At 66.2% G+C, this 14958-nt stretch carries 17 protein-coding genes; 10 read left to right on the forward strand and 7 right to left on the reverse strand.

Annotated elements, in window-relative coordinates; all coding sequences use genetic code 11:
• Window positions 1-28: 28 nt before the first annotated feature.
• From IOC61_RS15545 to IOC61_RS15570, 6 genes are all read right to left on the reverse strand, one after another.
• Window positions 29-481 (reverse strand): c-type cytochrome, encoded by a 453-nt coding sequence (locus IOC61_RS15545; RefSeq protein ID WP_195689634.1) that lies wholly within the window; start codon window positions 479-481, stop codon window positions 29-31.
• Window positions 482-672: 191 nt separating this feature from the next.
• A complete protein-coding gene (locus IOC61_RS15550; RefSeq protein WP_132041737.1) occupies window positions 673-993 on the reverse strand; it encodes a carboxymuconolactone decarboxylase family protein in 321 nt (106 codons plus the stop codon).
• A gap of 92 nt (window positions 994-1085) precedes the next feature.
• Entirely contained in the window at window positions 1086-1472 is a 387-nt protein-coding gene (locus IOC61_RS15555; protein WP_195689723.1) for a SirB2 family protein, read from the reverse strand.
• Between the two features lie 23 nt (window positions 1473-1495).
• Window positions 1496-2707, reverse strand: coding sequence for an NnrS family protein (locus IOC61_RS15560; RefSeq protein WP_195689635.1), 1212 nt, complete (start codon window positions 2705-2707; stop codon window positions 1496-1498).
• 256 nt (window positions 2708-2963) lie between these two features.
• Window positions 2964-4121, reverse strand: coding sequence for a cytochrome P450 (locus IOC61_RS15565; protein WP_195689636.1), 1158 nt, complete (start codon window positions 4119-4121; stop codon window positions 2964-2966).
• Between the two features lie 90 nt (window positions 4122-4211).
• Window positions 4212-4625, reverse strand: a complete 414-nt coding sequence (locus tag IOC61_RS15570; RefSeq protein WP_195689637.1) for a MarR family winged helix-turn-helix transcriptional regulator — start codon at window positions 4623-4625, stop codon at window positions 4212-4214.
• A gap of 120 nt (window positions 4626-4745) precedes the next feature.
• Here IOC61_RS15570 and IOC61_RS15575 point away from each other — a divergent pair, with 120 nt between their 5' ends.
• The 3 genes from IOC61_RS15575 (at window position 4746) to IOC61_RS15585 (ending at window position 8214) form a co-directional block, all read left to right on the forward strand.
• Window positions 4746-5312 carry a YIP1 family protein gene (locus IOC61_RS15575; protein ID WP_195689638.1) on the forward strand — a complete coding sequence of 189 codons (567 nt, stop codon included), beginning with the start codon at window positions 4746-4748 and terminating at the stop codon, window positions 5310-5312.
• Window positions 5313-5430: 118 nt separating this feature from the next.
• A complete protein-coding gene (gene hmpA / locus IOC61_RS15580; RefSeq protein ID WP_195689639.1) occupies window positions 5431-6600 on the forward strand; it encodes an NO-inducible flavohemoprotein in 1170 nt (389 codons plus the stop codon).
• A 417-nt stretch (window positions 6601-7017) separates the two neighbouring features.
• Window positions 7018-8214 (forward strand): trans-sulfuration enzyme family protein, encoded by a 1197-nt coding sequence (locus IOC61_RS15585; RefSeq protein WP_195689640.1) that lies wholly within the window; start codon window positions 7018-7020, stop codon window positions 8212-8214.
• Between the two features lie 114 nt (window positions 8215-8328).
• On the opposite strand, the gene IOC61_RS15590 is transcribed toward IOC61_RS15585, so the two are convergent.
• Entirely contained in the window at window positions 8329-9168 is an 840-nt protein-coding gene (locus IOC61_RS15590) for a LysR family transcriptional regulator (protein WP_195689641.1), read from the reverse strand.
• A 176-nt stretch (window positions 9169-9344) separates the two neighbouring features.
• Here IOC61_RS15590 and IOC61_RS15595 point away from each other — a divergent pair, with 176 nt between their 5' ends.
• The 7 genes from IOC61_RS15595 to IOC61_RS15625 all read left to right on the forward strand — a co-directional run bounded on the left by IOC61_RS15595 (window position 9345) and on the right by IOC61_RS15625 (window position 14878).
• Window positions 9345-10985: a cbb3-type cytochrome c oxidase subunit I gene (locus tag IOC61_RS15595; protein ID WP_195689642.1), complete on the forward strand. Its 1641-nt coding sequence runs from the start codon at window positions 9345-9347 to the stop codon at window positions 10983-10985.
• On the forward strand, window positions 10982-11602 hold the full coding sequence (locus IOC61_RS15600) for a cbb3-type cytochrome c oxidase subunit II (RefSeq protein WP_195689643.1): 621 nt from the start codon (window positions 10982-10984) through the stop codon (window positions 11600-11602). The genes IOC61_RS15595 and IOC61_RS15600 overlap by 4 nt, the downstream gene beginning before the upstream one ends.
• Window positions 11599-12183 (forward strand): c-type cytochrome, encoded by a 585-nt coding sequence (locus tag IOC61_RS15605; protein ID WP_195689644.1) that lies wholly within the window; start codon window positions 11599-11601, stop codon window positions 12181-12183. Before IOC61_RS15600 ends, IOC61_RS15605 begins: the two co-directional genes overlap by 4 nt.
• 175 nt (window positions 12184-12358) lie before the next feature.
• Window positions 12359-12718 carry a hypothetical protein gene (locus IOC61_RS15610; protein WP_229333175.1) on the forward strand — a complete coding sequence of 120 codons (360 nt, stop codon included), beginning with the start codon at window positions 12359-12361 and terminating at the stop codon, window positions 12716-12718.
• A gap of 68 nt (window positions 12719-12786) precedes the next feature.
• Window positions 12787-13782 (forward strand): ubiquinone anaerobic biosynthesis protein UbiU, encoded by a 996-nt coding sequence (gene ubiU / locus IOC61_RS15615; RefSeq protein ID WP_195689646.1) that lies wholly within the window; start codon window positions 12787-12789, stop codon window positions 13780-13782.
• A 9-nt stretch (window positions 13783-13791) separates the two neighbouring features.
• Complete coding sequence (locus IOC61_RS15620; RefSeq protein WP_195689647.1) at window positions 13792-14715, forward strand: U32 family peptidase; 924 nt, start codon at window positions 13792-13794, stop codon at window positions 14713-14715.
• A gap of 13 nt (window positions 14716-14728) precedes the next feature.
• Window positions 14729-14878 (forward strand): hypothetical protein, encoded by a 150-nt coding sequence (locus IOC61_RS15625; protein WP_195689648.1) that lies wholly within the window; start codon window positions 14729-14731, stop codon window positions 14876-14878.
• The last annotated feature ends 80 nt before the right edge of the window (window positions 14879-14958 follow it).

Below are 14958 nucleotides of genomic sequence, written 5' to 3' on the forward strand. Positions count from 1 at the left end.
CGGTCAGACGACCCCGCGGTCAGGTGGCTTACCCGGCGGGATGTGGTGGCCAGTCCTGGTCGTCGATGCTGTCGGTCCACTCGAGGAAGTCGATCAGCGCGCTCATCTCCTCGTCGCTGAAGTCGTAGGCCGGCATCTGGCGGCGGCCCTGGGTGCCCAGGGGCTGGGCACGAATCCACGCGGCCAGGCCGGCACGCGCCGCCTCGGGGTTCTGGTGGCCGCCGTAGCGCTCCCAGACGTTGCCCAGCTCCGGTGCGAAGTAGGCGCCCTCGCCCATGATGCTGTGGCAGTTGACACACATGTTCCTTTCCCAGATGTGCTTGCCTTCCACGACCGACTCGGTGAGCCCCTCCTTGTCGGTGGACTTGTTGACCATGTACCAGTGGCTGTGCGCCGTCAGGGCGGCGAAAAGCAGAAAGAAGAACAGCGACCCGCCATAGAAGATATTGCGGGCCGCCGACTTGGTGAGACCGTCGGCCATGAGCCTTTCCCCCTTGCTCGTCTGGCAGGCGCGTCGCTGATCTGCGATTGGCGCCTGGCGATTTATTAACATGCATTATCGATACATGTTAAGACTAGCAGACGAGAAGGGCGTCAGACTTTGACGCCGGTCAATTAGTGCGGGAAGGAAGGGGCGACAGGGGTGAGAAATCTGTCGCCCAAGGATAGTGCTCAGCGCTCGTCGGTGATGTCCTCGATCCAGGTGAGGGCGGCGACACCACGCGGCAGCCCCAGGGTGGGGATAGACAGCATGGCCACCTGCTTGAGGGCTTCGCTGGTCTCGCCCTCCTCCAGGGCGCGGCGGGCATGGGAGTGCACGGCACCCTCGGAGCGCGCACCCACGGCCAGGGCCAGCTTTACCAGCCGACGCGTGCGGGCATCCAGCGGGCCGCTCTCGGCGCAGGCCTTGCCCAGCTCGGCGTAGGCGTCCCACACCTCGGGATACTGCTCGGCCACCTGGCCGGCACCGGAAGGTAGATCCTGTTTCGACATGCCATTTTCCTTGCTGCGGAGGAGTGTCACATCAGTATAGGCCTATCGACTCGCCCCACGTCACGGCGGATCGATGTCATGTGGCTCTCGAGTCAGGCCAGCCAGGAGAGCGCGCTATGACGGATGGCCGCCCCCAGCATATAGAGGAAGACGAGCACCGCGGCCACGGCGGCCATGCCGCGCGTCGCCGGGCTCCGCCCACGCTTGATCGCCACGGTTCCCAGGCCGATATAGGCCAGCAGGGCGATCAGCTTGGCGGCGAGCCAGGGGTGCTGATGGGGCCACAGGGAGAGCATCACCATCAGCACCACACCCAGCGTCAACAGCAGGGTGTCGATGATATGGGGGGCGATCCTGACCCAGCGCGCCTGCAGCAGCGACGCCTCGCGCACCGACCAGACGGCACGCAGCATGAAGAAGAGAATGCTCAGGGTGGCGGCGGTGATATGCAGATGCTTGATCACCAGGTAGTTCTCCATCACGAGGGGTTCCTTGTCTCGGGTTAGCCATCCTTGCCATCGGCACGCGGCGACAGCAGCGGGCCCGTATAGTGGAACAGGAAGACCCCGTAGGCCAGGCACCAGAAGATGATTCCCAGGTTATAGGTCCAGTGGGTGATCTGCGGGAACAGCACCAGTACCGGTGAACGCAGCAGTGCGGCGGCCACCAGCAGCCCCAGGGCCACACCGATGCCGGGTAGCGTACGGACGGGGCGCGCGGTATGGCCCAGCGAGACGCGTGCCATCATCGAGAGCATCATGGTGCCCATGCCACCGATGGTCAGGGCATGCAGCGCGGCATCGGCGCGGCTGTCGGCGAGCAGCGCCAGGGCCCACATGGCGAGGCCCAGCGGAATGCAGGCGTAACTCAGATGCAGTCCCCACAGCAGCGGCTCACGCCAGCCGTGCAGGCCGCCCCAGCGCGACATGCGCACGGCATTGGCCAATGCCGCAAGCCCCATCAGCCCTGCCAACAGCCACGTCGGTAGCGGCACCCCCAGGGCAACAAGCAGCTGGCTCACCACCACCGCCATCACGCTGCCCAGGCTCAGGGTCTCGAGGGCCGGGATCGGTGGCTTGCGCGTGAGGCCCAGCCGGTTGGCGGTGAACATGGCGATCACCCGGCCGCCCACCACCACCATCAGCAGCGTGATCAGCAATACCGCCAGGTGAGCGGCGGGCCGGATCAGTTCCGCCTTGCCGCTCAAGTCGCCCAGGTGCATCAGCAGGTTGGCCAGGGTCAGAAGCCCCAAAGCCGGCAGGAAGATCAGGTTTCGCCAGCGCCGGGCGCGAATCACCAGGCTCGCCATCACCGCCGCCACCACCGGCAGGAAGGCGAGATCGACCGTCGCCACCAGCCAGCCCGGCAGCGCCATGGGAAAGGCCATCAGCACCCGCGCCAGCAACCAGAGCCCGACCAGGCCCAGCAGCGGGCCACCCTTCAGGCTGGGCAGTCCGGTCCAGTTCTGCACCGCGGTGAGCAGGAAGCCCGCCACCACGGCGGTGGCGAAGCCGAACAGCATCTCGTGCTGGTGCCAGAACATCAGCCCCCCCTGGGGGCGCAGCAGGATATCGCCGTGCCAGAAGGCGAACCACACCATCAGGGAGAGGATGCTGAACAGCGCGGCGAGCAGGAAGAAGGGCCGGAAGGCCAGGCGCGCCACGGGTAGATGCGTCGGCGAGATGGCGGTCTGGCTGGTGCGGGAGGAGGACATGTCAGGATACCCCGTCAGGAGGCTTGGATGGGATCATTGTGCGCCGACGGGCGCATGACTTCCATTACAGGCATCAAAAATGCTTCTTATTAGAAAGGCCGTTCCGCCGCCGGAGCGAAGCAACCGGAGTTGACTAGCTGCTCGACGAGGGGGCGCTGTAAACCCATTTCTGGCGCTACCCCGGCCCCCTCTTCGGTCTGCCCCGGCGCCTCTCGCTATCTGCTTTATGAGGGCTCAGGGAGAAGATAGTGAGGGATCAGCGACGCACGTGCAGCGGCACCTCGGAGTAGCCGCCGGCAGGATAGAGCGCGCGTACCGCGGGGCGACCCGGCAGCGGGGCGATGTCGACCGTGGCGTCGAGCAGCGCATCCATGAAGTCCTCGAGCTCCATGCGCGCCAGCGGCGCTCCGGGACAGACATGGATTCCCGCCCCATAGAGCAGGTTGTCTGCGGGGTCGCGATCCAGGTGGACCTCGTCGGGAGCCTCGAATACCGCCTCGTCGCGATTGGCCGAGCCCCACAGGATCGTCAGGCGTTCGCCGGCCTCGAGGCGACGGCCGCCGACCTCCACCGCACGGGTGGCGATGCGCCGATTGGACATCAACGGCGCGTCGAGGCGCAGGATCTCGTCGATGGCCGTCGAGAGCTGGTGGCGATCGGCACGCAGCCGCCCCTGCAGCTCGGGGTCGGCGGCCAGGTAGCGCATCAGAATACCGATGCTCGCCGAGATGGTGCCGAGCTCCCCCACCGTCCAGTTGCGCAGGATGCTGACGATCTCCTCGTCGGTCAGCGCACGGCCCTCGACGGTCTCGTTCATGATGCGGGTGGTGACATCATCCGGGGCATCATCGCCGGCCGTGCGACGGCTGGCCAGCTGCTCGCGGATCACCCCGTCGAACTCACAGGCCAGCTCCCCCAGCGCCTCACGATCCTGGGCCAGGGTGGCGGCCTGCTGGCGCTTCACCCAGGCCCGCAGCGGCTCGTGCAGCGTGGTCGGCCAGCCCATGAAGGCACACTGGATCTCCAGAGCGAAGTCCTGCCCCATCTCGGCCATCGCCTCCACCTCTCCGTCGGCGGGAAGCCGGGCCACCACCCCCTCGGCGATGGCACGGCACTGCGGGGCAAACTCGGCCATGGCCTCGGGCCCGAAATAGGGCTCGATGATGCGCCGAAAGTGCGTGTGTTCGGGCGGGTCCATGGCATTGGGCACCGAGAGGTGACGGCTGGCCGCATTGCTGAAGGTGTCGTGATCCTCGAGAACGCGCCTCACATCTGCATGGCGAAACAAGGACCACTGCAGGTAGTCGCTGAAGGCCACCGGGCAGCGGCCGCGCATCCTGTCATAGGCGGCAATCTGGTCGTCGAGGACATCCTCGGCGCGGGGGTCCCAGTCCTGCTGGCGTGTATCGCTCATGTCATCTCCTCGGATGGGTGAGAAACGCAGCAAGGAGACCAGAAGACGGCCCGGTGCGCATTGATTCAGGTCAGCTTGCCCCTTCGCCACTCAGGTCAGCTCGGGCCATCCGGGAAGGTGGAACTCCTCATGCAGGTGACGCAGTTCCGGCTGGTGCAGCTCGGCAATCCGCCGGGCCAGCTCGGCGCCACGGTCCAGCAGGTGCACCTCGATACGCCGGCGGTCGCCACGACTCGTGCGGCGCTCCACCAGGCCCAGCTGTTCGCAGCGATCGACCAGCGCCACCGTGCCGTGGTGCTTGGCCTGGAGCCGCTCCGCCAGCTCGCCGACGGACGCCCACTCCCGCCTCTCGAACCCCAGCAGATGAAGCAGCAGCTGGTACTGCAGCGGCGTCAGGCCGTGCTCGCGACAGATATCCTCGCTCTGACGCAGAAAGCAGCGTAGCTGGTAGCGAAAGTGAGAAAGGCGCTGAAAGTCCTGCTTGGTAAGGGCGTCATTGCTCATAAGGGGCATCCAGCATGGGCATGGTCAACGTCTCAGCCGCTTGACAGCAGGAAGGTTGCTGCCTAAACGTTAAGCAATAATATCATATAATGATATTTTTCCACCGCCGAGGATACCGCAATGAACCCGCTGACCGTGATTCGACTGCCCTTTACCCACCAGGCGGGCTGGAAGTCGCTGCAGGGCCGCAAGCCGTCGATTCCTGCCCTGGGCTGGTGCCTGGTGCTGCCCATGTCGCTGCTGCCGCCGGTGCTGCTCTACTACGCCGGTACCCACTACGGGGATGACTTCGTCATGGGCTTCGCCGACAGGGAGTGGCGCTTTATCACCACCATCCTGTTCCTGGCCGAGCTATTGACCTTCTTCGTGATGGGCTGGCTGATCCATGCCGTCGTCAATGGCACCCGTGAACTCTCGATCGACTATCACGACGCCTACCTGCTGGCGGCCCTCGCACCACTGCCGCTGTGGTCATCGGCGATCGTGCTGCTGATCCCCAGCCTGCTGCTCAATGCCCTGGCGGTGCTGGTGGCCCTGGGCATCTCCTGCAGCCTCGTCTATCACGGGCTTCAGGCGCTGTGCGAACGCCGCGACAACGACATCAACACCATGTCGGCCACCTACACCATCATGGCCGCCGGTGTGCTGGCCTGGGGACTGCTGATGGCCATCGTCTGGGCCTACTGAGCCAGGAGCGTTTGAGCCAGGAGCATTGCCGCGGCGTAGTGTCACGGGGTGGTGTCGAGGATAATAAAGATGTATTTTGTACGCATCTTAAACACATCCCCCGCCACGGAGCCCCTCGATGCTGACCCAGGAGCAGGAACACCTGATCGCCGCCACCGCCCCGGTGGTCGCCGAACACCTCGACGCCATCACCCAACGCTTCTACCCGCTGCTGTTCCAGCGCTACCCACAAGTGAAGCCGCTGTTCAACCAGGCTCATCAGGCCGATGGCGGCCAGCCACGGGCGCTGGCGGCCGCCGTGCTCGCCTATGTGCAGCTGCGCCATGATCGTGAAAAGGTACGCGAGACCCTAGCCATCGTCGTCGGCAAGCACGTCTCCCTGGATATCCGACCCGAGCACTACCCGCTGGTCGGCGAATGCCTGATGGCCGCCATCGGCGAGGTGCTGGGCGACGCCGTGACGCCGGAGGTGGCGGCCGCCTGGCAGGGCGTCTACGAGGAGCTGGCCGGCCTGCTTATCGAGCTGGAGGAGTATCGCTATCGCGAGTTCGAACGGTGCCCCGGCGGCTGGCGCGGGCCGCGTGAGTTCCGCATCGCCGCCGTTCGCCAGGAGAGTGCGGTGATCCGCTCCTTCGTGCTCGAGCCGGTGGACGGTGGCCCCGTCGCCGACCATGTGCCAGGCCAGTACATCGGCGTACGCCTGACCCTCGACGGTGAGCCGGTCTATCGACACTACAGCCTGTCGGCCCTGCCCAACGGCCAGAGCTACCGGATCTCGGTCAAGCGCGAGCCAAGGGGCCGAGCCAGCCGCCATCTGCATGACGCCATGGGGGTGGGTGATACCCTCGCACTGCTGCCACCGGCCGGCGACCTGACCCTGGCCGAGGGTGACGAGCCTCTTCTTCTGGCCAGCGGTGGGGTCGGCCAGACGCCGTTGCTGCCCATGGCGCACCATGCCCTGCGCCAGGGGCGACGCGTGGTCTATCTGCACGCCGCCCTGGATGCCGAGCACCACGCCTTCCGTGACGAGGTCGCTGCCCTGGCCGCGAAGCACCCCGATCGGCTACACGCCATCAGCATCCACGAGTCGGGCAGTGCCGCCGACCATAGCGGGCGAATCGATCGCGACCTGCTGGCAAGCTACCTGCCGAAAGGCGGCCGCTGCTACTTCGTCGGCCCCCAGGGCTTCATGACCGCCGTGGACAGGGCGCTGGCCGAGCTGGGAGTGCCCGATGAGCGCCGCCATTACGAGCACTTCGGCCCCTCGCAGCCCCTCGGCGTCGCCTGAAGCCACTCACACCTAGATACGCATAACAGCTATACGCATAGCAGCGCCGCCCCGGCCAGGGCGGCGGCGCTGTTATGCTGTTCAAGCGCTGTGTTATAGAAGGGATCGTAGTAATGGGAGTTGTACCAGCAGTGTCGCCAGCAGCAGGCCAACGACGGAGCGGATTCCTGAGCGTCGTGCGTGATGGAAAATAGGCATGCTGGCATCTCAAAAGATAGTAATTGATTACTACCTTCGGCGGTCACCTGGCGACTCTGCCAGGCCTCGTTGTCACATCTCTGACCACGATCAATTTATGCGGGAAAGTCACTGAATATCATGAACCATGCCTTTCTCAATCACTCTAACTTATTGTAATAAAATGGATAACATGGGAAAACAGGGCTAGATTCAGGCACGACTCGTCGGAGAATCAGGATGCCACAGACTCGCTCGTCCCACCTCGGGCCCGCCACCCGGGCCATCCATGGCCAGCAGCAGCGTGATGCCTTCGGCAGCCCGCATATGCCGATCTACGACACCACCACCTTCGCCTATCCGGACACCGCCGCGCTGCTGGAGGTGACCGAAGGCCGCCGCCGCGGCTCCCTCTACTCCCGCTATGGCCTCAACCCCACTCTCTTTGCCCTGGAGGAGACACTGGCCGCGCTGGAGGGAGCCGAGGCGGCATGGGCCTTCTCATCCGGCATGGCCGCCATCAGCACCCTGTTCCTGAGTCATGGTCGGCGCGGCATCGTCTGCCTGGGCGAGGTGTATGGCGGTACCCTGGGCCTGCTCGAGCAGCAGCTTCCCGAACTGGGCATCGAGACGCACTTCATGCCGGAAGGGCATGACCCCGATACGCTGGAGCGTCTGCTGGCGTCGGGTGCGGGGCTGGTCTACCTGGAAACACCGACCAATCCGACGCTGCAGCTGATCGATATCGCGGCGGTGGCCGAGCAGGCCCACCGCCACGGCGCCCTGGTGGCGGTGGATGCCACCTTCGCTACCCCCATCAATCAGCAGTCGCTGGCGCTGGGGGCCGATATCGTGGTACACAGCGCCACCAAGTACCTGGGCGGGCACAGCGACCTGACCGCCGGTGCCGTCATGGGGCCGGCCAGGCTGCTCGAGCCGATGTGGCGATGGCGTCAGAACCTGGGCAGCGCCCTTTCCCCCCAGATAGCCTCGCTGCTGTCGAGAAGCCTGCGTACCCTGCCGCTGCGCATGCAGCGCCATGAGGCTTCCGCCCAGGCCATCGCCGAGGCACTGCTGGATCATCCCGCCATCGACCGGGTGCTCTATCCCGGCCTGCCCTCACACCCCGGGCATTCGTTGGCAAGGCGTCAGATGCGTGGCTTCGGTGGCATGCTCACCCTGGAGATTGCCGGCGGGCGCGCTGCCGCCACCGCCGTGGCCGACCGGCTGGCACTCTTCGCCCTGGCCCCAAGCCTCGGGGGTGCCGAGAGCCTGGTGACCCAGCCCTGCACCACCTCCCATGCGGATCTCTCGGCCGAGGAGCGCACACGACGCGGCATCAGCGACGGCATGCTGCGCCTCTCTGTCGGCCTGGAGGATGTCGAGGACCTGCTTGCCGACCTGCACCAGGCGCTGGGCCCGGAGCCGGGGAACTGATGCCGGCCCTGCTCAGGCGCAGTGCCATGCGGCTCGATCGCGCCGCGGCCGGGCTCTTTCCGGGATACTTCGCCATCACGATGGCGACTGGCGACACCCTGCATCGGACGCCCGTCATTCCATCCTGCCCACTTGTCGATACAGAAGCGTGAGAGCGTCATCGAGTCCCGCCGGCCTGCGCTCGCGCGGATGGAGCAGATAGACGGGATAGGAGAACTCCGGCATGCCAGGGACTCGCTCGAGTACTCCCTGGTCGAGGTAGGATTGAACGACGCCTAGCCGAAAGTAGCCCATCCCCGAATGGCTGAGGAGATAGTGCAGGGCCAGCGGCCCCAGGTTCACCTCGATTACCGGGCTGGCAAACTGGGGCAGCGCCGCATCATGCTCACGGCGGAAAAGCTCTCCCCAATCCACATAAAGATAGGGGCTGGTGGCATCGGCTCCCGGCGTGCGCACCATCACCAGCCTTTCCTCTTGCAGGAGCTCGACCTGCATGCTGGGCCAGTAGTCCACCTGATGCACCAGGGCCGCATCCAGCATGCCCTGGGTCAACTTCTCCTGAAGCTCGTGACGGGCACCGACCTCGATGCGTACCGCCAGTTGAGGCTGTGACTCCCGGAGGGCATTCAGCCAACCTGTCAGCAGAGGGTCCCACAGGCTGGTCTCCCCTCCCAGCGAGAGCATTCGCTGGATGCCCTGAGGTAACGGCAGCTCGCGTTGTGCGGCCTCCCACACCTGCACCAGCCGTGCGGCATGCTCGGCAAAGCGTTCGCCGTCGGCAGTCATCGCCACCCCACCACGATTGCGCTCCAGTAACCGGCAACCGAGACGCTCTTCCAGCTTGCGCATCCGCATGGTGACCGTGGTCTGCGTGACATGCTGTGACTCCGCCGCCCCACTGAAGCTGCCGTAGCGCAGAATCTCCAGGAATGTCCTGGCCAGTTCGATATCCATCCGCCCTCATGAATCAACATTATTGATATCAAATCGCCAATATATTCATTATACATCAATATATCATCAATTTAGATTGGGCGTTAATCACACCGTTCTACCTAACTTCCGACAAAGCATTCCCTGTCCGGCCAACCTGCAACGACGGCGCAGGCAGACAGTATCGAAGGCACTCCATGACCCCCACCATTGCTATCCTGCTTATCATCACATTCGTGGTATCGGCAGTGGGCCTGCTGCTGTTGATCTGGTCCATCGCCACCAACCAGTTCAGTCACGGCCGACTCGCCGCCAGAACCATCTTTCTCGAGGGCGAGGAGGGGTACAGCGAGGACCCGGCCCGCGCCGTGACCCCCGAAACGACCGACGACAACGTCAGCGCCGACGAACTGAGAGCGCGGGGAGAGGCGGACCTCTCTTCCCGCCGCGCGACGATGGCCTGGCTCGGCTCGGCGGTGCTGTGGTTGCTGGTTGGCTCCGGCTACGGCCTGCTGACCTCCGCCAAGTTCCACTGGCCCGAGCTGCTGGCCGACAGCGAATGGCTCACCTTCGGCCGGGTTCGCCCCATGCACCTCAATGCCGTTGCCTACGGCTGGGCCTCCATGGCCGGCGTCGGGGTCGCGATCTTTTTGATTCCGCGACTGTTCAAGACGGCACTGGTGGGCGGCAGATACGCCTTGTCGGGGGCCGGCCTCTGGAACCTCGGCATGATTCTGGGCCTGGTGGCGATCAACCTGGGGCTTTCCGACGGAGAGGAGTGGCTGGAATTCCCCTGGCAGGTCGACATCCTGTTCGTGATCGGCGGCGGCCTGTGTGCCATTCCTCTGGTGCTGACGGCCGCCAATCGGCGTGTCTCGCACCTCTATGTCACCAGCTGGTACCTGCTGGCCGCCCTGGTATGGTTTCCCATCCTCTTCCTGCTGGCCAACCTGCCCGGCCTCTTCCCCGGCGCCTCCGGTGCCACCGTCAACTGGTGGTTCGCCCATAACGTGCTGGGGCTCTGGGTGACTCCCATCGGGGTCGGCATCGCCTACTACATGATTCCCAAGATCCTGGGCCGGCCGATCATCTCCTATCAGCTGTCGCTGATCGGCTTCTGGTCGCTGGCGCTGTTCTACAGCCAGGTGGGCATCCATCACCTGGTGGGCGGGCCGGTGCCGACCTGGCTGGTCACGCTCTCCATCGTGCACAGCGTGATGATGTCGATACCGGTGATCACCGTCGCCATCAATCACCATGGCACCATGTGGGGCCACTTCGGCATGCTGCGGCGCTCGCCCACCCTGCGCTTCGTCTGGATCGGGGCGCTGATGTACACCGTGTCGTCGCTGCAGGGCTCCATGGAGGCGCTACGTAGCGTCAATGTCATCACCCACTTCACCCACTACACCGTGGGTCACGCCCACCTGGGGATGTACGCCTTCCTCAGCATGATCCTGTTCGGCGCCATCTACTTCATCATGCCGCGCCTGCTGAACTGGGAGTGGCCCTGGCGGCCCCTCATCACCCTGCACTTCTGGCTGGTCTCGATCGGCATCCTGATCTACGTCGTGGCGCTCTCCGTAGGCGGCTGGCTACAGGGCCTGTCCCTGCTCGACGCCGACACGCCATTCATGGAGATCGTGCGCCTCACCCTGCCCTACCTGGAGGCGCGCACCCTGGGCGGCGCCATGATGGCCCTGGGTCATCTGATATTCGCCGTGCACTTCGTGGCCATGCTGACCCGTCGCGGCAAGGACCGGCGCCAGCCGACGCTGTTCCGCGCCGGTGAGCGCCAGCACAAGCACAAGCACAGCAGCGTGGAGGCCCAGCAATGAAGCGTGCCTTAGCGATCATGGTCGGGGCGGCACTCATCCTGCTGCTGGCCATGCTCACCCTGGTGGCCATGCCCTATGTGCAGCTCTCTTCCGAGGCCGTCCCAGAACAGCTCGAGCCCTACACCACCGCACAGCAGCGCGGCCGGGAGCTCTACATTGCCAACGGCTGCGTCTACTGCCACAGCCAGCAGCCCCGCGACCCCGGCTTCTCCAGCGCCGACGGCGAGCGCGGCTGGGGACGGCCCTCGGTGCCCGGCGACTACACCTTCGACCAGCCCCACCTGATGGGCACCATGCGCACCGGACCCGACCTGTTCAATATCGGGGCGCGCCAGCCCAGCGTGGACTGGCACCTGCTGCACCTCTACAACCCGCGCGCGGTGGTCGAAGGCAGCATCATGCCCGCCTATCGCTTCCTGTTCCGCGTGGTCGATACGCCCGCGGAGGGCGATCGCGTGGTCAAGATTCCCGAACCCTACGGTCCCGAGTCGGGCACCGTGGTGGCGACCCGCGAGGCGCTGGAGCTGACCTCCTACCTGCTGTCACTCGACCGCACCTACCCCGCCTCGACTCTGCCCCAGGCGGAGACGGCGCAGGCGCAAGGAGAAGGCCAATGAGTTCCCGCGATACCCGGCGCGCCCAGCGGCGCGAAAACCCCGAGCCCAGCGAGGGGCAGCGGCCGGTACCGCGCCTGGTGATAATCTGGATCGGCATACTGCTGGTGTGGGGCGTCGGCTACTACGCCTGGAACATCGGTGCCCCGCTGACGGGCGGTGACAGCCGCACCGCCGTGGTGCAGGAGCCAGCCAGTAGTGGTGTGAACGGCGAGAAGCTCTTCGCCACCCACTGTGCCGCCTGCCATCAACCAACCGGCCAGGGCGTGGCCGGCACCTTTCCCCCGCTGGTCGGCAGCCGCTGGCTGCTGAATGATCCCGCCCTGCCGGTCGCGATCGTCAACGATGGCCTGAGCGGACCGATCACGGTGGACGGCGAGGAGTACCAGGGCAACATGCCGGCCTTCGGCGACAAGCTCTCCGCCGAGGAGCTGGCCACGGTGCTGAGCTATGTCCGCGGCGCCTGGGACAACGACGCCGCGGCGATCGAACCGGCGCTGGTGAAGGAGCACCGGGAGCGCTACGGCGATCACGACGCCTGGAGCGTGGAGGCACTCGGCGATAGCTTCACTCTTCCAGAGTGAACGTCACCATCACCAATGCCGCCGGCGGGGCTCACGCGGCGGCGCCCACCGAAGTCGAGCGGGTACTGGCGGTCGAGGGCATGCACTGCGCCGGCTGCGCCGCCGCGGTCGAGGCGCGCGCCGGCTCGACGCCATCGCGCGTTCGGTGCGCGCCCTGCTCAGTCGCAAGAGCGCCATGCAGCACCTCGCCGACCGTCTTGCCCGATGGTTGCTGCCGCTGATATTCGCGGCCGCGACCCTGGCCGTAGGGCTGGGCATCCCGCCGGGGCGCGTGCTGGCGGGCCACTCACCCGAGCAGAAGTCAGACTTCGTCACAGCGCTGGAGCGCCGTTCGGGCGTCGCCTTTATCGGTGACGGCGTCAACGACGGGCTGGCGCTGGCCGGCGCTCGCCTGAGCATCGCCGTGGGGGCGGCCACCACGACGGCCAGCCAGGCCGCCGCGGTGACGCTGCCAGATGGCCTGACGCGCATTCCCGATACCCTGCGCCTGGGGTACCCGCCCTGCGACGCCAGACCCGACTACGCCTCCTTATGACCCGAGTCAAAAGGCCGCGCGGGATAGTCGACTAGCATGGTCGGAGTTCCCACCACAGGAGGCTCACCATGGAGCTCGTCTGCCCCGCCGGCAACCTGCCCGCCCTCAAGCGCGCCGTGGATGAAGGGGCCGATGCCGTCTATTTCGGCTTTCAGAACACCACCAACGCCCGCCAGTTCGCCGGCCTCAACTTCACCGACAAGCGTGCCAGGGAGGGCATCGACTACGCCCACGCTCGCGGCAAGCGGGTCTTCTGCGCCATCAATACCTACCCGCAGCCGGACGGCTGGGCGATGTGGACCCGCGCCGTGGACCAGGCCGCGGATCTCGGCGTCGACGCCCTGATCATGGCCGACATGGGGCTGCTCGACTATGCCGCCCGCCGCCACCCGGATCTCGCCCGGCACCTCTCGGTGCAGGGCTCGGCGACCAGCCATGAGGCGCTGCGCTTCTACCACGACCAGTTCGGCATCAAGCGCGCCGTGCTGCCGCGGGTGCTCTCCATGACCCAGGTACGCGACCTGGCGAAGCAGAGTCCGGTGGAGCTTGAGGTATTCGCCTTCGGCAGCCTGTGCATCATGGCCGAGGGGCGCTGCTATCTCTCCTCCTACCTGACCGGCGAGTCCCCCAACACCCGCGGCGTCTGCTCCCCGGCGGCCCATGTGCGCTGGGAGGAGACCCCGGAGGGCCTCGAGTCGCGCCTGAACGGCGTGCTGATCGACCGCTACGGCGAGGGCGAGAACGCCGGCTACCCCACCCTGTGCAAGGGGCGCTTCGAGGTAGAGGGCGAGACCTATCACGCCATCGAGGAACCCACCAGCCTCAACACCCTGGAGCTGCTGCCGGAGCTTGCGGAGCTCGGGATCGCCGCGGTGAAGATCGAGGGGCGCCAGCGCAGCCCGGCCTATGTCTCGAAGGTGGCCGGCATCTGGCGTCAGGCCCTGGACCGCCTGGCACGAGCCCCGGGACGCTTCCACACCGAGCCCGCCTGGATGACCGGTCTGGGCGAGGTCTCCGAAGGCAGCACGACCACCCTGGGCGCCTACGAGCGCCGCTGGAAATAGGAGAGTCCCATGCCCGCTACCCCCACGCTTCAGCTGTCGCTCGGCCCGGTGCTCTTCTACTGGACCCGCGAGCACTATGGCGACTTCTATCGCGAGGCCGCCGACTGGCCGGTGGAGATCGTTCATCTCGGTGAGTCGGTCTGCTCGCGGCGGCGCGACATGAAGCTCGATGACTGGCTGGGAATAGGCCGCGAACTCGCCCAGAGCGGCAAGCAGGTGGTGCTCTCCAGCCAGACCCTGATCGAGTCCGAGGCCGACCTGCGCGATCTACGCAAGCTGTGCGACAACGGCGAGTTCCTGGTCGAGGCCAATGACCAGAGCGCGCTGCAGCGCCTGTCGGCGGCAAATCGACCCTTCGTGGCCGGCGCCGCCCTCAACCTCTACAACCCCGCGACCCTGGCGGTACTCTCCCGCGCCGGCATGCGGCGCTGGCAGGCCCCGGTGGAGATGTCCCGGGACGACCTGGCCCGGCTGCTCGACGACTGCCGCCAGCAGGGCCTCGACGCCCCCTGTGAGGTGTTCGCCTATGGCCATCTGCCGCTGGCCTGGTCGTCGCGCTGCTTCACGGCGCGGCGCTACCAGAAGCCCAAGGACCGCTGCCAGTTCGTCTGCCAGAAACACCCCGAGGGGTTGGCACTGCGCACTCAAGAGGCGTCCCATCAGGTGTTTACCCTCAACGGCATCCAGACCCTCTCCGGAGCCTGCCAGGACCTGCGCCACGAGGTATCGGGCATGGCCGAGATGGGTGTCGGCGTGGCACGCCTGAGCCCACGCCCGGAGGGCATGGCAGAGGTGGTCATGGCCTTCGATGCAGCGCGCCGGGGTGAACTGCCTGCTCCCGACCCGCTCAGCCTGGTCGACGCCGAGATCTGCGACGGCTACTGGCACGCCCGCCCCGGCATGGATCACAGCCGGGCCGCCGGTCTCGGGTAGGCGCCGGGCGGCGGTGGTCTACCTGCTGGGGTGTCCCCTGCAGTGTGGCTACTGCGAGACGGCAAGCGGCATGGAGCCGGCACGGCGAGCCGCCGCCGAGGCGCTGGAAAGCCTGGCACACCGGCTGCGCCGTCATTTCGGGTGGGTCGAGCTACGCGGCTGACGCCCCCAAACGCACCACCCCGGGTCACTCTCGTGACCCGGGGTGGTGGAGGGTGCGAGGCTGGCGGTTAGCCTCGCACT

The sequence above is a fragment of the Halomonas sp. KAO genome (assembly GCF_015595025.1).
Lineage (GTDB): Bacteria > Pseudomonadota > Gammaproteobacteria > Pseudomonadales > Halomonadaceae > Halomonas.